General features: G+C 61.4%; 15 protein-coding genes. 7 read left to right on the top strand and 8 right to left on the bottom strand.

The window, feature by feature from the left end; all coding sequences use genetic code 11:
* Positions 1-209: 209 nt before the first annotated feature.
* Entirely contained in the window at positions 210-464 is a 255-nt protein-coding gene (locus ACIX9_RS14585; protein ID WP_013581259.1) for a hypothetical protein, read from the top strand.
* Positions 465-557: 93 nt separating this feature from the next.
* Here ACIX9_RS14585 and ACIX9_RS26985 read toward each other — a convergent pair whose 3' ends face one another.
* Entirely contained in the window at positions 558-770 is a 213-nt protein-coding gene (locus tag ACIX9_RS26985) for a cold shock domain-containing protein (protein WP_013581258.1), read from the bottom strand.
* 252 nt (positions 771-1,022) lie between these two features.
* Between ACIX9_RS26985 and ACIX9_RS26980 the strand changes: the two genes are divergently transcribed.
* Positions 1,023-1,214 (top strand): hypothetical protein, encoded by a 192-nt coding sequence (locus ACIX9_RS26980; protein ID WP_013581257.1) that lies wholly within the window; start codon positions 1,023-1,025, stop codon positions 1,212-1,214.
* 191 nt (positions 1,215-1,405) lie between these two features.
* On the opposite strand, the gene infB is transcribed toward ACIX9_RS26980, so the two are convergent.
* The 3 genes from infB to ACIX9_RS14560 form a co-directional block, all read right to left on the bottom strand.
* The gene (gene infB / locus ACIX9_RS14570) at positions 1,406-4,654 is read right to left on the bottom strand and encodes a translation initiation factor IF-2 (protein WP_013581256.1); all 3,249 of its coding nucleotides are present in this window, start codon (positions 4,652-4,654) and stop codon (positions 1,406-1,408) included.
* A 138-nt stretch (positions 4,655-4,792) separates the two neighbouring features.
* Positions 4,793-6,397, bottom strand: coding sequence for a transcription termination factor NusA (gene nusA, locus ACIX9_RS14565; RefSeq protein ID WP_013581255.1), 1,605 nt, complete (start codon positions 6,395-6,397; stop codon positions 4,793-4,795).
* A gap of 78 nt (positions 6,398-6,475) precedes the next feature.
* Complete coding sequence (locus tag ACIX9_RS14560; RefSeq protein ID WP_013581254.1) at positions 6,476-7,099, bottom strand: ribosome maturation factor RimP; 624 nt, start codon at positions 7,097-7,099, stop codon at positions 6,476-6,478.
* A 204-nt stretch (positions 7,100-7,303) separates the two neighbouring features.
* Between ACIX9_RS14560 and ACIX9_RS14555 the strand changes: the two genes are divergently transcribed.
* A complete protein-coding gene (locus ACIX9_RS14555) occupies positions 7,304-8,479 on the top strand; it encodes an acyltransferase family protein (protein WP_013581253.1) in 1,176 nt (391 codons plus the stop codon).
* A gap of 58 nt (positions 8,480-8,537) precedes the next feature.
* On the opposite strand, the gene ACIX9_RS14550 is transcribed toward ACIX9_RS14555, so the two are convergent.
* On the bottom strand, positions 8,538-8,990 hold the full coding sequence (locus ACIX9_RS14550) for an ester cyclase (RefSeq protein WP_013581252.1): 453 nt from the start codon (positions 8,988-8,990) through the stop codon (positions 8,538-8,540).
* 64 nt (positions 8,991-9,054) lie between these two features.
* Positions 9,055-9,906, bottom strand: a complete 852-nt coding sequence (locus tag ACIX9_RS14545; RefSeq protein WP_013581251.1) for an SDR family oxidoreductase — start codon at positions 9,904-9,906, stop codon at positions 9,055-9,057.
* Between the two features lie 99 nt (positions 9,907-10,005).
* Here ACIX9_RS14545 and ACIX9_RS14540 point away from each other — a divergent pair, with 99 nt between their 5' ends.
* Complete coding sequence (locus ACIX9_RS14540) at positions 10,006-10,407, top strand: winged helix-turn-helix transcriptional regulator (protein ID WP_013581250.1); 402 nt, start codon at positions 10,006-10,008, stop codon at positions 10,405-10,407.
* Between the two features lie 11 nt (positions 10,408-10,418).
* Here ACIX9_RS14540 and ACIX9_RS14535 read toward each other — a convergent pair whose 3' ends face one another.
* A complete protein-coding gene (locus ACIX9_RS14535; RefSeq protein ID WP_013581249.1) occupies positions 10,419-11,051 on the bottom strand; it encodes a hypothetical protein in 633 nt (210 codons plus the stop codon).
* Between the two features lie 267 nt (positions 11,052-11,318).
* Between ACIX9_RS14535 and ACIX9_RS14530 the strand changes: the two genes are divergently transcribed.
* From ACIX9_RS14530 to ACIX9_RS24850, 3 genes are all read left to right on the top strand, one after another.
* On the top strand, positions 11,319-14,417 hold the full coding sequence (locus ACIX9_RS14530; RefSeq protein WP_013581248.1) for a TonB-dependent receptor: 3,099 nt from the start codon (positions 11,319-11,321) through the stop codon (positions 14,415-14,417).
* A gap of 136 nt (positions 14,418-14,553) precedes the next feature.
* Positions 14,554-16,080, top strand: a complete 1,527-nt coding sequence (guaB, locus tag ACIX9_RS14525) for an IMP dehydrogenase (RefSeq protein WP_013581247.1) — start codon at positions 14,554-14,556, stop codon at positions 16,078-16,080.
* Between the two features lie 120 nt (positions 16,081-16,200).
* A complete protein-coding gene (locus tag ACIX9_RS24850) occupies positions 16,201-16,737 on the top strand; it encodes a VanZ family protein (RefSeq protein WP_232298725.1) in 537 nt (178 codons plus the stop codon).
* Here the strand turns inward: ACIX9_RS24850 and ACIX9_RS14520 are convergent.
* Positions 16,673-17,770 carry a GNAT family N-acetyltransferase gene (locus tag ACIX9_RS14520; RefSeq protein WP_013581245.1) on the bottom strand — a complete coding sequence of 366 codons (1,098 nt, stop codon included), beginning with the start codon at positions 17,768-17,770 and terminating at the stop codon, positions 16,673-16,675. The two genes, ACIX9_RS24850 and ACIX9_RS14520, sit on opposite strands and share 65 nt — an antisense overlap.
* Positions 17,771-17,792: the final 22 nt, after the last annotated feature.

Below are 17,792 nucleotides of genomic sequence, written 5' to 3'. Positions count from 1 at the left end.
GAGGCCCGACTGGTTAGTGCGGAGGTGGTTCGGGTTTCTTCCAGCTGTCAGCTCCCAGCCGTCAGCTCTCAGCTTTGTCTTGCGGAACTCCAGCTCTTATCCCTTGTTCGTGAAGTTTTTTTTGGGGTTTGAGTTGACTGGGAATAGGCTCGTACAATCAAAGCTATGGATCGGCGGATTGCCTGTCTTGCCTGTCCAGGAGCGATTGAGTGAAGAAGGTTGAAAATCAGCGAATCGACGGCGAGACCGTGGCGCTTGACGGCAAGGCTTTCGTGAACTGCGTTCTGATCGACTGTGTTGTGGAGTACAGCGGGAGCCCCTTCATGCTGGTGGATACGGAGTTGAAGGGGTGTCGGTATGTGTTCTTTGGGGCGGCGAAGGGGACGGTTCACCTGCTGCAAAGCGTGGGGATGATGCCGTTTGAGCCAGCGGACTGGGGAGAGTTTCCTGCGGTTGTGCAGTAACGCATCTTATGGGGGTGAGACTTCTGTCTTTGAACCACAAAAAAGGGTGAGGCTGAGGCCTCACCCTTACCTTAATCTGGGAGCATCCCGTCCCTAGCGCAAGCAGATTACCTTGTCGGCCTGGGGTTTTCCGGAGTCGCCGTCGATGATGTCAAACTCAACTTCGTCGCCTTCTTTGAGGCTTTTATAGCCGTCGGTCTGTACGGCGCTGTAGTGACAGAAGACATCCGAGCCCCCGTCTCTTCCCAGGAAGCCGTAGCCTTTCGCGTTGTTGAACCACTTCACTTGTCCTTTGTACTGGGCCACGTTCTTTCTCCTCTGAATAGTACTGATGAGGAAGATATGAAAAAAGGATGTTTCAGTTCTGTACCCTGGGCGACATAGTAGGCCGAGAATTTGTATGTTTCCTGTGGGATGGAAAGAATTTGTGGCTAAAGGGGTGTTTTTGGGTGGGCGGTGGGGAAGAGGCATGTGGCGGGCTTTCAGCGTGGGCAGAGATGGTCGGTTGGGTGTCGGCGGCAGGTAAGAGGGGCCCGGGGCTAAAGCCCCCTTCAAGTGATGCCCCTTGACGGGGGCCTAAAGGCCCCCTCTAATCCGAAGGGCAAGGGCAAGGGCAAGGGCAAGGGCAAGGGCAAGGGCAAGGGCAAGGGCAAGGGCAAGGGCAAGGGCAAGGGCAAGGGCAAGGGCAAGGGCAAGGGCAAGGGCAAGGGCAAGGACGAGGGCGAGGGCGAGGGCAAGAGCAACCGCTAAGGCCGATTCGGGGGTCCCTCCACTGCGGCGGCAAGTGCGCCGCCTTCGGTCGGGATGACCTGCTTTTTTACCGCAAACGTACGAAGGCCGGGATTTCTCCCGGCCTTCGTTTGAGTGATTGCTGCTTCGAGCGAACTACGGAGATTCTCCACCTTCGCCTCGCTCGGCGCAGAATGACACCGTTCGAGGGTCTAGACGCTGGCTTCTGCGGCTTCGACTTCCTTCTCGGTGGCCTTGGCTGCGGCGAGCTCTGCGAGCTGCTTGCGTTTGGACTCGGCGGTGTTGGCTCCGAGCTCATCGGCGAGCTTCTCCGTGGTGTAGGTTTCGATGACGTCGCCTGCACGCATGTCCTTCCAGCCGGCGAGATCGATACCGCACTCGACGCCTTCACGGACTTCAGAGACATCTTCCTTGATGCGCTTGAGGGAGCTGATCTTGCCCTTCCAGACCTCCACGCCTTCGCGCATGAGACGAGCCTGCGCGTTGCGCTTGATGGTGCCGTCTGTGACACGGCAACCGGCGATCTGGCCGACCTTGGTGATCTTGAAGACCTGCAGAATCTCTGCACGGCCTGCATAATTCTCCTTGAAGACGGGATCGAGGAGGCCGTACATGGCCTTTTCGATCTCGGTGCGGAGCTCGTAGATGATGGAGTGGAGACGAATCTCGACGTTCTCACGCTCGGCAACTTCCGAGGACTTGCGATCCGGACGGACGTTGAAGCCGATGATGATGGCGTTGGATGCGGATGCGAGGAGCACGTCGGACTCGGTGATGGCACCGACTCCGGAGTGCAGGACGCGTACGCGAACCTTCTCGGTGGACATGTGGGCGAGGTCTTCTGCGATGACTTCGACCGAACCCTGCACGTCGCCCTTGACGATGATGTTGAGGTCCTTGACTCCGGCCTGCTTGATCTGCTCTGCGAGGCCTTCGAGCGAGACGCGGCTGGACTTGGCCAACTGCGCTTCGCGCTCCTTCATCTTGCGATACTGCGCGATGCCCTTGGCCTTGTCGCGATCCGCCATGACGAGGAAGGTATCGCCGGCGTCCGGCATGCCTTCCAGCCCGAGGATCTCGACTGGTGTGGAGGGGCCGGCTTCTTCGATGGCCCTGCCGCGATCGTCGAACATAGCGCGGATCTTGCCGAAGGTGTTGCCGACGATGAAGCTGTCTCCCAGGCGCAGGGTTCCGTTCTGTACGAGGATGGAGGCGACGGCACCGCGGCCGCGATCGAGCTTGGCTTCAATGACCGTACCGACTGCGGGACGATCAGGCTGGGCCTTCTGCTCGTTGGTATCGGCGACGAGGCAGATCATCTCTTCGAGGGCGTCGAGGTTGAGACGCTTCTTGGCGGAGACTTCTACGAACTCGGTATCGCCACCCTGATTGGCCGGCTGGACGCCGCGAGCGGCGAGCTGCTGGATGACCTTGGTTGCGTTGGCCTCGGGCTTATCGATCTTGTTGACGGCGACGATGATCGGCACCTTGGCGGCGCGGGCGTGATCGATGGCCTCAAGGGTCTGGGGCATGACGCCGTCGTCTGCTGCAACGACGATGACGACGATGTCCGTAACCTTCGCTCCGCGAGCACGCATGCGGGTGAAGGCCTCGTGACCCGGGGTATCGAGGAAGACGATCTCACGGCCGAAGGCGGGAGAATCGGGCTTGGTGATTTTGACCTTGTACGCGCCGATGTGCTGGGTGATGCCGCCGGCTTCGCCGCCTGCGACGTCCGTGGAACGAATGGCGTCGAGGAGGGAGGTCTTACCGTGATCGACGTGACCCATGACGGTGACGACGGGCGAGCGTGTGACCTCCACCATGCCGGTGGTGTCTTCGAGGAAGCCTTCGATGGCCTCGTTCTCAAGCTGCTCTTCGACGGAGATGACGATGGCGTCTGCGCCGAACTGGCGTGCTACGTCCTTGACCAGCTCGCCCTCAAGCGACTGGTTGACGGTGACGAAGACACCCTTCATGAGCAGGCTGGCGATGAGGTCCTTGCCGCGAACGTCAAGCTTCTCTGCGAGATCCTTGACGGAGATGCCTTCCGTGACCGTGATGGTCTTGGTGATGGGGAGGGGCTCTCGCGACATGGGCTGGCCGCCGTAACGCGGTGGCGGCTGGAAGCCCTTCATCGGGCCTTCCTTGACCTTCTCGTAACGCTGACCGCCGCGGCGCTGGCCGGGACGTGCGGGACGGAGGCCGGTGGGGGTCTCGCCAGGTCCGGGAGCTACGCCGGGCGCACCGCCGGGCCGCGGCGGGAAGCCGGGACGGGCAGGGAAGCCAGGACGTGCGCCGGGGGTGAAGCCGGGACGCGGAGGACCACCGGGGCCGCCGGCAAAGCCGGGGCGGGTGGGGTGCATGGGACGGCGTGCGCCGGGAGCGCCCATGCCACCGCCCATGGGAGGACGGGAGCCTGCGCCGCCGGGACCTGCAAAGCCTGTTCCGGGGCCGGAGCCTGGGCCGGTACGGGGACGCTCAAAGATGGGACGGCGAGCGGCTGCGCCGGGAACCGGTGGGGGCGCGGTGTAGATGGGACGCGGACCGGTCTGCGGCATGATGATGCGGCGTGCCGGGGGACCGGGAGGCGGCGGCGGAGCGACCGGCGCTTCAGGAGCCTGAGCTTCCGGAGCGGGGGTGGCTGCTTCAACGACGGGTGCGGGAGCCTCTGCGACCGGTGCCGGAGCGGCGGGCGCGGGGGTTGCTGCAACCGGAACGGCTGACTTGGGCGGTGCAGCTACGGCGGCCACGGCTACCGGCGGCTTGCCCAGAACTGCGGGAGCTACGGGAGTGCCGGAGATGGGCGGACGGGCTGCGACGACGGGGCCTGCGGGCGGGCGGCTCGCAATGGCGGGGGCTGCGACGACCGGAGGAGCGATGATGCGGGCTCCCTGGCTGGGCAGAGGCACGATGCGGCGCGGCGCGGGGGCTGCCTGCGCGACGGGCATGACCGGGGCTGCAGCGACGGGCGCTGGGGCTACGGGTGCCGGGGTCGCCACCGGTGCAGCGGCGGCTGGAGTCACGGCGACGGGCGGTGCTGCTGCAACGACCGGACGGACCGGAGGTGCGACGGCGACTGCCGGACGGACGGGCGGCGCTACGGCCACAGCGGGCGGAGCGACGGTGACGGGGCGCGGTGGCGGGGCGTTGCGGGCTGCGTCCTGAGCCTGCTTGCGCTCCAGGATGGCGCGCATGGCGTCACCGGGCTTGGAGACGCCGGAGAGGTCAAACTTGGGAGCCTGCGGCTGGGCAGGGCGGGAGGGGCTGCTGGAGCGGCCACCGTTTTTGAAGTAGGCGCGGACCTTTTCTGCCTGGTCCTCCTCAATGGAGGACGAGTGGGTCTTTCCGCTGACGCCAATGGCTTCGAGGGCGTCCAGAATAGGCCGGCTCTTTACTTCGAGTTCACGTGCAAGATCGTTGATTCTTACTTTGCTCATCCGTCCCTTTTTCGTTTCCCGCCCCAAGCGCCTTAGCTGGTCATACAAGCCTCTTTGGAGTTGGGATAGCGTGTACTGGTTATTATCTCTGAATTCTGTGAAAAAGCAGCAATTTCGTTGAAGGTACGGCCGTGGGGGTTAGCCACGGTCGTGCCCGTCCGTATCGATGCCTTCGTCTGAAACCTCCTGGCTTTCATCAACCAGGGTGTCTATGGTGTCGTTGTCGAGCTCGATGCCCTCTTCGCGGGCGTCGTTATCGGAGAAGGCATCGCTTTCGGACTCTTCGTCCTCTGCGGCTGCGATGTCTTCGGTGGAGATGTCGTCTAGCTCTACGGGAACCTCTGCGTTGGGGTCGGTTCCACGCTCGGCGGCGAGGATTTCTTCAGGGGTTTTGGACATGGAAGTGGTCTCCTCGGTGTCGGTTGGAGTTTCAATCACAGCCATCGGGACGGGACGTTCTTCGCCTTCTTCGTACTGGCCAAAGTAGTGGCGGACGGCGACGGAGATCTTTTCAATCGTCTTTTCGCCGATGCCGGGGATCTGTTCGAGCTCTTCCGCCGTCATGTCGGCGACAGCTTCCACCGTGGTGATGCCGGCTGCGATGAGCTTCTCGAGGATCTGCTCGCCGAGCTCGGTGACCTGCTCGATGGGGGTCGTGGGGCCGCCAGACATGGCCTGCATCTGCTGCTCGACCTCCTGGCGCTTCTCCTCTTCAGATTTGATGTCGATCTTCCACTGAAGAAGCTTGGCGGCGAGACGGACGTTCTGGCCCTTCTTGCCGATGGCCAAGGAGAGCTGGGTGTCGTCGACGATGACCTCGATCTGCTTCTCGGCGAGGTCGGTGATGGAGACGCGGGAGACCTTGGCGGGCTGCAGAGCCTTCTCGGCGAAGGTGGTGATCTCCTCCGAGTACTCGATGATGTCGATCTTTTCGCCGCGCAGCTCGCGGATGATGGACTGGACGCGCATGCCCTTCATGCCGACGCATGCGCCGACGGGATCGACGTCCTTATCACGGGACATGACGGCGATCTTGGTGCGCTCACCGGCCTCGCGGGCGATGGCGCGGATGCTGACGGTGCCGTCGTAGATCTCCGGAACTTCAGACTGGAAGAGGTTCTGGACGAGAGCAGGGGCGGCGCGGGAGACGATGACCTGTGGGCCCTTGGCGGCGCGGTCAACGCGGAGAAGGACGACACGGACGCGCTCGCCGACGGCAAACTGCTCCAGGCGGGACTGCTCGCGCTTGGGCATGCGGGCTTCTGCTTTGCCGAGGTCGAAGATGACGTCCATGGGCTCGAGGCGCTTGACGGTGGCGTTGAGAACCTCGCCGGCGCGGTGGTTGTACTCGTTGAAGACGGTGTCGCGCTCGGCTTCACGGACCTTCTGGAAGATGACCTGCTTGGCCATCTGGGCGGCGATGCGGCCGAGGGGCGTGGTGTCCTTATAGAAGCGGAGCTCGCCGCCGACTTCGACCTCAGGTGCGAGGGCGCGGGCGGGCTCGAGGGCGAGCTGGTTGATCTCGTCTACGATCTCTTCGGGGGTTTCTACGACGGTCTTGAAGACGTAGGCGCGAATCTCGCCGGTGTCCTTGTCCATCTCCGCGCGCATATTTTCCTGGGTTTTGTAGTACTTGCGCGTGGCGAGGGCGATGGCGTCCTCGATGGCGGAGACGACCACTGCGGGTTCGATGCCCTTTTCACGGCTCAATGCTTCGATCGACTGGTAAAGAACACTTGCCATTGCTCACTCGTCCTTTTACTGGGAACTGTTTACTGGTGCTGGGTGCGGGCGGGACGATCCGGAGATTAGATGTCTGGTCTAAATCTCGGGGATCAGGTTTGCCTTTTCGACGTTCTGGAAGGCGATTTCTACAGGCTGAGGCGCAGCCGCGGATTTCTTCGACTTGCCCTTCTGTTTGACGGCGGAAGGGTCCAGGGCGATGGTCTGGGCTTCAGGATTGAAGCCGGTGAGCCTTCCCTGGAAGTGCCGGTTGCCGTCTACAGCGGTGAAGGTCTGGAGCTTGATGAGGAAGCCGGAGAAACGGGCGAAGTCAGCCGGTTTGGCGAGCTTGCGCTCGAGGCCGGGGGAGGAGACTTCGAGGGTGTACTCGGCTCCGGGGATGGTGTCTTCCACGTCGAGTACGGTGCCGAAGTCACGGGCGAAGTCCGCGCAATCCTCATGGGTGACGCCGGAGAGGCTTTCGACCGGGACGCCGGAGGGGAGGACGGGAAGTTCGAAGCCGACTTCTACGGAATCCGAGGCTTCCTGCGCGGCTGTGAGCTGGGCTGCCAGTTTGGCGCGCGATTCTGCGTCCTTCTCAATGAAGACGCGGAGGGAGCGAAACTTTGCCCCGCCAGAGAATTCCACGTCCACGACCTCTAAGTGGTGCGAGGCGGCGACGCGTTCTGCGGTGGCCCGGATTGTGTCGATTTGGAGTGGCATGATGGTTATGCAGCTTGCAGGGCGAAAAGTGTTTAGAGCAAATAAAAAGTGGGCTTTGGCCCACTCGTCTCTTCCGCCACATCGCCGGTTCGTTCACGGCAGGTACTGCGGCAGAACGGATTCGTCTGCAGTAGCGAGTCTACTCCGTAAGTGTGCTGAGTTCAAGTAATGGCGCGGGGATGCCGTTATACTTGTCCTAATCGCATGATTATTGACCGGTTCCGGCGCAAGACAAGAGATGGTCGATGGGTGCCGGAGATCGATGGTCTGCGGTTCATTGCCATCTTTTCGGTGTTCGTCTTCCATATCATGGGCGAACTGCTGAACCGGTCCGGTCGCATTATTCCGATCGAGCCGCGCTTTGACACTCTGAGCCGGATCCTTGCGAACGGGGACCGCGGCGTGGTCATCTTCTTTGTGATCAGCGGGACGATCCTGGCGCTGCCGTATGCGCGGCAGTTTCTGCTGGGTGGGAAGCCGGTCTCGCTGCGGAAGTACTATATGCGGCGGCTGACGCGGCTGGAGCCACCCTACATCCTGGCGATGCTGCTGATCTTTGCGATGGAGACGGTGTATCAGCATGGCTCCTCGGTTCCGATGGGCGGGCACCTGCTGGCGAGCCTGCTGTACCAGCACAGCCTGATCTTTGGGCAGATGAGCCCGATCAACATGGTGACGTGGTCGCTGGAGGTGGAGATCCAGTTCTATGTGTTTGCACCGTTGCTGATGCAGCTGTTCCGGATCAAACATACGTTGAGCAGGCGGCTGGTGCTGCTGGGGGTGGTTCTCGCCATTGGACTGTGCCAGGGGCCCTTCAGCACGATCCCTCGGTTTGCGATGAGCATCCTTTACTATCTGCAATATTTTCTGGCGGGGCTGCTGGTGGCGGATATCTTTACGCTGGACCTGGAGACGATGCGGGCGTGGTGGGTGTGGGACGTGGTGGGGATCGGCGCGCTGGGGATTTTGTTCTGGGCCGGGCACGATGAGGCCAGGCCGCATGTGGTGCTGCCGGTGGTGATTGGAGCTCTTTGCGTGGCGGCGATGCGGAGCGTAGTCTTGCGGCGTTTTCTGGGCAATCACTGGATCGCGGTGCTGGGCGGGATGTGCTACTCGATCTATCTGCTGCATGACGCTTTCATCGCCGTACTGTTCAAGGTGACGCGGATGGCGATTCTTCCGGCGGCGAGCTTCCCGGTGAATCTGGCGATTCAGATGCTGGTGACCGGCGTGCCAGCGGTGGCGCTTTGCGTTGTGTTCTTTGTGCTGGTGGAGAGGCCGTGCATGGACCCGGACTGGCCCTCGAAGCTGTGGACGAAGATGACTGGACGGCCGGGTCGTGAGGCCAAGGCGCTGGATACGGCGGGGATTGCGGAATAGGAGGGCTGGCGGCACTCCTGAGGAGTAGTACTCCCAGGAGTGCCGGCATGGCCCATTTTTAGCCTCGCGACGGCGGCCAGGTTCCCAGGCGCTGAAACATTCCGAACCAGTCTTCCAGATGCCAGGTGTGGGTGATTCGTCCTTCTCGAACATGATGGAACTCGTGGAGACGGACTTCGATGGGCTGCTGCGAGGCGGCCACGCCGAAGAACTCTCCCTGATGCGTTCCTACGATGCGTGCACGTACTCCGGCCTTGCCGGATTCGCCGATGATCTCGTCGATTTCGATCCTGAGGTCCGGAAATGCCGCGAAGAAATAAGGCATCAGCTTCTTGAGCCCGTCCGGGCCCGGTTCCTGCCCCGGCGCGAGCGGGATGTCTTGCCAATCGGGCCAACATGCTTCGTCCAATAGATCCGGGTTGCGGTCATTGAACGCGCGGTAGAGCTTCTCGATTGCTTGCATTTCCACTGCAGTGAGTCCCGATGTGACGGCTGGCTGGTTTACTGACATGACGTTCTCCCTTTTGAGAGTGGCAGGGCCGGAAGCGACTGCTTTCGGCCCTGCTCCTGCTGAGTTACTTGAGGGCTTCGGCGACTGCCTGGGCGAGGGTGGTGGTGGGGCGGCCGATTAGGGTGCGGAGGTCGGTGGAGGTGGTGGCGAGCTCACCTTTGGCTGCGCCGAGGTCTGAATCGACGAGCATGGCGGCGACTGGGGCGGGGAGGCCGAAGCTGAGGTAGAGCTTTTCAAGGTCGGGGCCGGGGAGGTTGTTGTAGACGACGGGCTTGCCGGACTGCTTTGCGACCTCTGCGGCCAGTTCGGGGAGGGTATAGGGGGTGTCGCCGGCTAGCTCGTAGGTCTTGTTTTCGTGGCCTGGGGTGGTGAGGACGGCTGCTGCTGCTGCGGCGTAGTCGGCGCGTGACGCTGCTGAGAATTTGCCTTCACCGGCTGCGCCGAGGATGGCTCCGTGGGCGAGTGCGGGGGCTAGCTGCTCGGTGTGGTTTTCCAGGTACCAGCCGTTGCGGAGAAAGACGTAGGGGATGCCGGAGGCCTGGAGATACTGCTCTGTGGCGAGGTGCTCCGAGGCGAGGGTGAGGGTGGAGGTGCCGGCGCGGAGGAGGCTGGTGTAGGCGAGGAGCTTGATGCCTGCGGACCTGGCGGCGTCGATGACGGCTTTGTGCTGGGGGATGCGCTGGCCGAGCTCGTTGCCGGAGATGAGGAGGAGATTGTCTGCTCCGGCGAAGGCTGTGAGGAGGGTTGCGGGCTGGCTGTAGTCGGCCTGGCGGAGGGTGATGCCGAGAGCGGCGAGGTCCGAGGCCTTCTCCGGCGAGCGGACGGCGGCTACGATCTCCGCGGCGGGGGTGGTTTTGAGGAGGCTTTCGATTACGTGGCGGCCTAGTTTGCCGGTGGCACCTGTGACGACGATCATGTTGTATTCCTCTCGTTTGCTGCCCTCAATCAGGGCTGAGACAAGAGTAGGACACTCGCTAACTTTTTGTAAGTACGTACCTTGAGGTAAGCTACTTTCATGAATGTTCTGGATGCGATCAAACGGCCTTCCCGTGCCCAGAAGGGTTACAAGGGCGATCTGAGCAGTGCGGACTGTCCTTCACGGGGTGTGCTGGATCATGTGACTTCGCGGTGGGGGTCGCTGGTGCTGATGGTGCTGCTGGATGGGGCGCATCGGTTCAGTGAGTTGCGGCGGCGGATTGGCGGCGTGAGCGAGAAGATGCTGGCGCAATCGCTGCGAGCGCTGGAGGGCGATGGGTTCGTGCTGCGGACGGTGTACGCGACGGTGCCGCCGCAGGTGGAGTACAGCCTGACGCCGCTGGGGCTGGAGGTGGCGACGCATATCAGTGGGTTGACGTGCTGGATTGAGGACAATCTGCCGAAGGTGATGTCGGTGCGGGCGAAGCTCGAACTGCGGTGAGGCTTTAGTGATTACCGCGAAGGTGAGACTTCGATGGTCTGGCTTGTGGGCGTGGGGTTCTGGGCGGCTTTGAGACGGGCGGGACCGAGGACGGCGATGAAGACGGTTCCGGCCACGGTGAGAAGGATATAGATCACTGCGATGCAGAAGAAGGGGATCTTCGCTTTGGGCCAGACTCGGGCGGGCATCTGGTCTACGAGCTTGTCTGAAAATGTGGTGTTGAAGCGCTGGGGCATGAGGTCGGGATCGGGGTGCGCGGCCCATTTCGCGGCGATCCAGGTGCCTCGGATGTTGGCGAGCAGGAGCAGGGTGGCGAAGAGTTGGAGGATGCCTGGGGGTATGCCGGAGAAGGCGCTGGCGACGCCGTTCAGGATGTAGGCGACGGCGACGAGGATGGCGGATGGCTGGTCATGCTCCCGGACGCCGATGCCGCCGAGCGCGTAGAAGGCGAAGGTGAGCAGTGCGAGAAACCAATGCCCCTGCATGAGCATGACGAGCAGTGAGACAACGGCGACGCCGAGGCAGATCCAGAAGCCCTGCTTGCCGAGCTGGTCGGCTTCACCGCCGTGGTCGCTGGGCCAGAAGAGGCGCTGAAAGAGGTTGTCGTCTTTGATCGTGGTTTCGTCGAGGCCTAGATATCCCATGCGACGTTTTAGCACCTGGAGTGATCCATGCCTACAGAAAAATAATTCATGGGTTCTGAACTTGTGAAATTCGGCGACGGAGTTCGTGGCCCAGTTTTGGGAGGCTTTTCCTCTGGAAAATTTACACGCCTTTTTCTCAGGGGCGTGATACTGTCGTCACAAAGCAGACCTAACCCCTTTCTTTTATGACTCCTTTCGCAGTCATCGGCCCCCCTGTTTTTGTTTCCCTTTTTGTTTTTATCGAGCACTCGAATTCAGGAGCTGAATATGCTTTTGTCCGCACGGAAGTTTGCCTTTGGCGTGGTCCTGCTGTCCTGGATCGGTTTGGGATATGGGCCGCGCAGCATGATGGCCCAGGTGCAGATTACGAACGGCAGCATCCAGGGTGCGGTGACGGATGCGGCGGGGGCGATCATCCAGGGGGCGGCGGTTGAGGCCGATGAGGTGGATACGGATACCAAGCATGAGGCGGTGACGGATGGGTCGGGGCAGTTCTCGTTTCCATCGTTGAAGCCGGGGCCTTATGTGGTGAAGATCACGAAGGCGGGCTTTGCGACGGTGATCCAGGAAAACCTGGTGCTGACGGTGGGGCGGACGGTGAGCCTGAAGCTGATGCTGCCGGTGGCGAGTGGGAATGAATCGGTGACGGTGACCTCTGCGCCGCTGATCGACGTGACGACGGATTCGTCTACGACGACGCTGAACGAGGCGACGATTGCGACGACTCCGGTGCTGGGGCGGAAGTTCGAGGATCTGCTGACGCTGACGCCGGGGGTGAGCATCTCGCAGGGGCCGGATGGGGATGAGATCAATATCAATGGGCAGAGGGGGATTTTTAATAACATCTCGCTGGACGGCGGGGACTATAACAATGGGTTCTTCGGGGAGCAGTCCGGTGGGCAGCGGGCGGCGGTGGATATTACGCTGGAGGCGGTGAAGGAGTTCCAGGTAGTGGCGAGCGGCGCGAACGCTGAGTTTGGGCGTACGGGCGGCGGCGTGGTGAACGTGATTACGAAGTCGGGCACGAACAGGCTGCATGGGAGCGTGTTCGAGTATCAGAGGCTGGAGGCGCTGACCGCGGCTGCCTCCGATGGGACTCCGCTGACGAACTTCCATCGCGAGCAGGCGGGTGGGAGCATCGGCGGGGACATCATCAAGGACAAGCTGTTTTACTTTGGGGCGGTGGAGGGGATCGACGAGAATCTGCTAAGGGCGAACCTGAGTTCTTATAACGCGAGTGCGTTGGGGTCGGGGGCTTGCCCTATTACGAATCCGGTGTTTGGCTCGAATATCTCCGATGCGCAGATTGAGGCGAACGGCGACTGCCAACGGCAGGTGCTGATCAACTACTACAAGACGAACTTCAAGGAAGATGAAGGACAAGGGGTCGATCACGTCGTCCACAACGTTGCTGCGTTCGGGCGTGTGGACTACAACATCAATGCGAAGAACCTGCTGTATGGGTCTTACAACTTTGATTTTTCGAATAATCCCAACCAGACGTTCGATGTGTCGACGTATGGGACTTCTGCGAATGGGACGGAAGGGCCATCGCATGTGCAGACGTCGAACTTCAATTTGATTTCGACGTTGAGCGATCACATCTTGAATGAGGCGCATGCGACGTATGGGCATGAGACGAGGCCGAGGTCGCCGATCAATCCGAGTGCGGTGCCGGATACGGGGATTGGGTTCTTTCCTTCGTTCCGGTTTGGGCAGCCTTTCTTCCTGGGACCGGGAGCGAGTGAGACGTTCTATCACTACGACCTGAAGGACAACGTGTCGGTGGTGAAGGGCAAGCATACGGTCAAGATGGGTGGGGAGTTCCTTTATAGCCACAACGTGCAGGTGTTCGATGGGTTTGCGCTGGGGCGGTATATCTTTGGCGATGCGGTTGGGTTTCTGCACTATGCTTCGCCGGCTACGCTGGGTGTGGCGTACGGGCCCAATGTGCAGTCGTGCGGTGGCGTGGTTTATTCGACGGCGTGTACGGGTGGCAGTCCGTTGCTGCTTTACCTGCAGGATGCGGGTGTTCGTCCGGGTGTGACGGTGCAGCAGGCGGGCTATTCCAACATCAGCAACAAGGAGCCTGCGGTTTACGTGCAGGACACCTGGAAGGTGCTGCCTCGGCTGACGCTGAACTACGGGCTGCGGTGGGAGGCACAGTTCTTCCCGAAGCCGGTGATCGCTCCGAGCGCGACGGCGTATGGGCCGAACCTGACCGATCCGAAGTTTCCTTCTACTGGCTATCTGCCGAATCAGACGAAGCAGTTTCAACCTCGGTTTGGATTTGTGTATGACCTGGCGGGGAATGGGAGGACGGTGTTCAGGGGGAGCGCTGGGATCTTCAACGCTCGGCAGAATGGGCTAACACAGGTTGGGGCGATTACGACGAACGGGGTGCAGCAGCAGTCGGTGAGCGAGTTCAGCGGATATGGGAATCCGACGTATGCTGGGATTCTGCCGATCGCTCCACTGGCGAGCGGTTTTCCGTTTCAGCCGGGCGTGACGGTGTTCGACAAGAACTATCACAACCCTCGGATTGTGACGTTCAACCTGGGGTTCGAGCAGCAGGTGAAGGAAGACTATGTGGCGTTCGCGGACTTTACGGACTCCAAGGGTGTTTACCTGACGCGGTTTCTGAATCCGAATGTCGGGCCGGTCACTGTACCTGGGAATAACTCCGACACAGTGACGTATGGGGCTACGGGGCCTTTTCCGAACCTGGGTGCGATCACCGATACGGCGAGCAATGCGAAGTCTCTTTATCGTGGGCTGACGGTTGGGTTGCGGAAACGGATGAGCCACCACTACCAGTTTGAGGCGCAGTATACGTACTCGGTGGACCGGGACGACGACTCGAACGAGCGCGATCCGTTTACGTTCCGGTATGCGAATCTTTATAACCTGGGTGCGGAGTACTCGCTGGCGGACCGGGATGAGCGGCACAAGTTCAATGCGTTCGGGCTGGGGGAGCTGCCGTTCGGGTTCAAGGCGAATGTGAGGGTGCAGCAGCACTCGGCTGAGCCGGAGACGGATAATCCGAACCCGGTGACGGGGGCGAGTGGGCCGGCTTGCAGCATCAACAATTCAGCCACGCGGTTTGTGGGGACGGTGGACTGCGGTCGGAATCACCTGCGGAAGGACAATGCGTTCTTCGTGTTCGACTTTGGGGTGGCTCGGCCGATCCACTTCCACGACAGCAAGTTCGAGCTGATTCCGCGGGTTGAGGTGTTCAATACGTTCAACAATACCAACAACTTGAACCCGTTGAGCTCGCCGGCGCTGTTCGACTTCAGCGGGTTTCTGCGGGTGGGTGTGGGTGATCCCCGGCAGGCGCAGTTGTCGCTGCGATTTGCGTTCTAGAACGGCTTTTGTGGCTGAAATGGGCCGGGTTTGCGAGGGTCGGGATTTGCTCTGAAGCTGGGGGGTCTCTACAATCGAGCGAACCCGGCTGCCTTGCGGTCCCCCTGGACCCCGCGCCCTGAAAGACCTAAAAACTATGATTCTTGAATCGATTCCCGAAGCCCTTACCTTTGATGATGTTCTTCTTGTGCCTGCTTACTCGGACGTAGTTCCTACGCAGGTGAATACGCAGACGCGGCTGACCTCGCGGATCATGCTGAATACGCCGCTGATGTCGGCTGCGATGGATACGGTGACGGAGTCGCGGCTGGCGATTGCGATGGCGCAGCAGGGTGGATTGGGGATTATTCACCGTAATTTATCCATCGTGCAGCAGGCGGGCGAGGTGGATAAGGTGAAGCGGTCGGAGAGCGGGATGATCGTTGATCCGGTGACGATTTCGCCGGATGAATCGATTGCGGCGGCGCTGGACGTGATGCGGCGGTACAAGATCTCCGGCGTTCCGGTGACGAAGAACAAGAAGCTGGTGGGGATTCTGACGAATCGCGACCTGCGGTTTGTTTCTGTGACGGATGCGCCCATCGACACGGTCATGACCAAGACGAACCTGATCACGGTTCCGGTGGGCACGACGCTGGAAGAGGCGGAGCATATTCTGCATCAGCATCGGGTGGAGAAGCTGCTGGTGGTGAATGACGACTACGAGTTGAAGGGCCTGATCACGGTCAAGGACATCCAGAAGAAGCTGAAGTATCCGAACGCCTGCAAGGATGAGCAGGGGCGGCTGCGGGTTGGGGCTGCGATTGGGGCTACGGGCGACTACCTGGAGCGGGCTGCGGCGCTGGTGGAGAACCGGTGCGATGCTCTGGCGATCGACTCCGCGCATGGTCACTCTTCGCGGGTGCTGGAGAGCGTTCGCGAGGTGAAGAAGCACTTCCCGAACGTGAGTTTGCTGGCCGGGAATGTGGCGACTTACGAAGGCGCGATGGCGTTGATTGATGCCGGCGCGGATGCGATCAAGGTTGGGATTGGGCCGGGCTCGATCTGCACGACGCGCATGGTGACGGGGGCTGGAATGCCGCAGATTACGGCTATTTCAGAGGCGTTCCGGGCGGCTGGGCCGCGGGGGATTCCGATTATTGCGGACGGCGGAATCAAGTACTCGGGCGACGTGACGAAGGCGATTGCGGCGGGTGCGAGTGTGGTGATGATGGGGTCGCTGTTTGCGGGCGTGGATGAGTCGCCTGGGGAGACGATTCTGTATCAGGGGCGCAGCTTCAAGGCTTATCGCGGGATGGGGTCGCTGAGTGCGATGGCGCAGGGCTCGGGTGAGCGGTACTTCCAGGGTAAGGAAGATATGAACGAGATCTCGGTGGGCGAACGGCCGAATTTGACCGCTCGCGAGGGCTCGACGCAGAACCGGCTGGCGAAGTTTGTGCCGGAGGGGATCGAAGGGCGTGTGCCGCATCGTGGACCGCTGGAGGCGATGGTGTATCAGCTTGTGGGCGGGCTGCGGTCTGGCATGGGATATCTGGGGTGCGGGTCGATCGAGGAGCTGCAGCAGAAGGCTCGGTTTGTGAGGATCTCGAACGCCGGGCTGAAGGAGAGCCATGTGCATGATGTGGTGATTACGCGTGAGGCTCCGAATTATCACGTGGAGTAGGGAAGGGATCAGGGATTAGGGAACAGGGATCAGGGACTAGAGCCTAGGGCCTAGTGCCTAGCGGGCAGGCCATTGGACCAGGGAGCGGAGGTGAGGGCCCTGCGCTGGTAGGCTGAGCGTATGCGATCTATTTTTTTGGAGAAGCCTGATCCGCTGGAGTTGCGGATGCGGAACTCGTCTGTTTGGGGGCGGGTTTCGGTTTGGCTGCCTGTGGTGGTGGCTTGCCTGGTGATTGTGGCGGAGTCTACGGATACGTTTTCAGCGGATCATACGGGTGGGTGGCTGCGGCCGGTGCTGGAGCGGGTGTTCGGGCCGCTGCGGGATGAGACGGCTGGGGAGATCAATCACTATCTGCGGAAGACAGGTCATTTCTGCGGGTATGGGACGGTTTGCCTGACGTTTCTGCGGGCCTGGCTGCTGACGTTTGGGGCGTTGACGGACCTGGGGCGGAGGGCCTGGCGGTGGCGGGCGGTGATCGCTGCGGTGGCTTGCACGGCCTTTGTGGCGAGCATGGATGAGTGGCACCAGAGCTACATTCCGAGCAGGACGGGAACGGTGCATGACGCGCTTCTGGATACGACCGGGGCTGCGGTCAGTTGCGGGCTGGTGTGGCTTTTTTTCTGGAGAAAGCAGCGAAGAGGCCGGAGCCTTCGGTAGCGGGTTCGGCCTGGGTGGGGATTTTGAAGCGCTCGGGGTGAACGGTTTTATCGAGCACGAGGGCCTCAAAGCGCAGGCGCTGGTGGAAGCCGGCCGAGGTGTAGAGGCGCAGGGCTGGCTCGTTGGCTTCACTGACCGTGAGGGTGAGGGCGCGGTAGTGGCCTGAGGGCAGGCGGGACATGGTGTGCTGCAGGAGGAACTTGCCGAGGCCGTAGCCGCGGTAGGGGCCGGCGATGCAGAGCTGCGTGACGTGGGCGACGTCGGGCGCGACGCGCGAGCAAAGGATGACGGCGGCGAGGGCGTTGGTGGCGCGGTCACGGAGGAGCCAGGAGGCTTCGGGATCGAAGATGCCGCAGCCGGGGAAGCGGACGATGTTATGGAGGAAGCGCAGGGAGCCGTGGAGGCTGCGGTACTGGTCGTTGATGTCAGAGTCGAGGTGGCCGATGTAGGAGGCGTGGATGAGTTCGGCGGAGGCCTGGTAGAGGTTGGGGGACCAGGGGATGAGGTCAAGGTTGGCGGTGGCTAGGATGTCGTGCGACGGGGTGGGGATGGGGGTCGCGGGGAGGTCGCATTCCAGGAAGAGGCGTGGGTAGATGGTGAAGCCGGAGCTGGTGAAGGCGGGGGAGATCTGGCCTTCTTCAAAGAGGAGGAGCTGGGATTCGATTCGGTCGATTTCGGGGGAGGCTTCGAGGACCTCGAGGAGATGGCGGATGAGGGTGTGGGTGACGGCTAGGCGGGATGGGGCTTCGGCGAGGACGTAGATATCGCCGATGACGGCTTTGTTGCCTTCGTAGACACAGAAGCAGTAACCCAGGATGCGGCCGCGCAGGAGGGCGACGAAGCCGGGGAGGATCTGCTGGTCGAGGTACTTGAGGAGGAGCTCGGTGGAGGCTTCGTAGTTCCAGCGGAGGCGCTTCTTCCAGACCTGGGCTTGCTCTTCCAGCAGGGGGCGGAGCTGGCGGGCGTTGAAGTGCCGGAGGTCGAGGATTTCGATCTTGGTTTCGAGCTGCGGCGATGGGGTGGGGGAGGTCATAAGAGCAGGGCCTAGGGCCTAG

This window comes from Granulicella tundricola MP5ACTX9 (assembly GCF_000178975.2).
GTDB lineage: Bacteria > Acidobacteriota > Terriglobia > Terriglobales > Acidobacteriaceae > Edaphobacter > Edaphobacter tundricola.
Note: the sequence above shows the minus strand (reverse complement) of the source record. Positions and strands in the feature narration are given on the sequence as shown.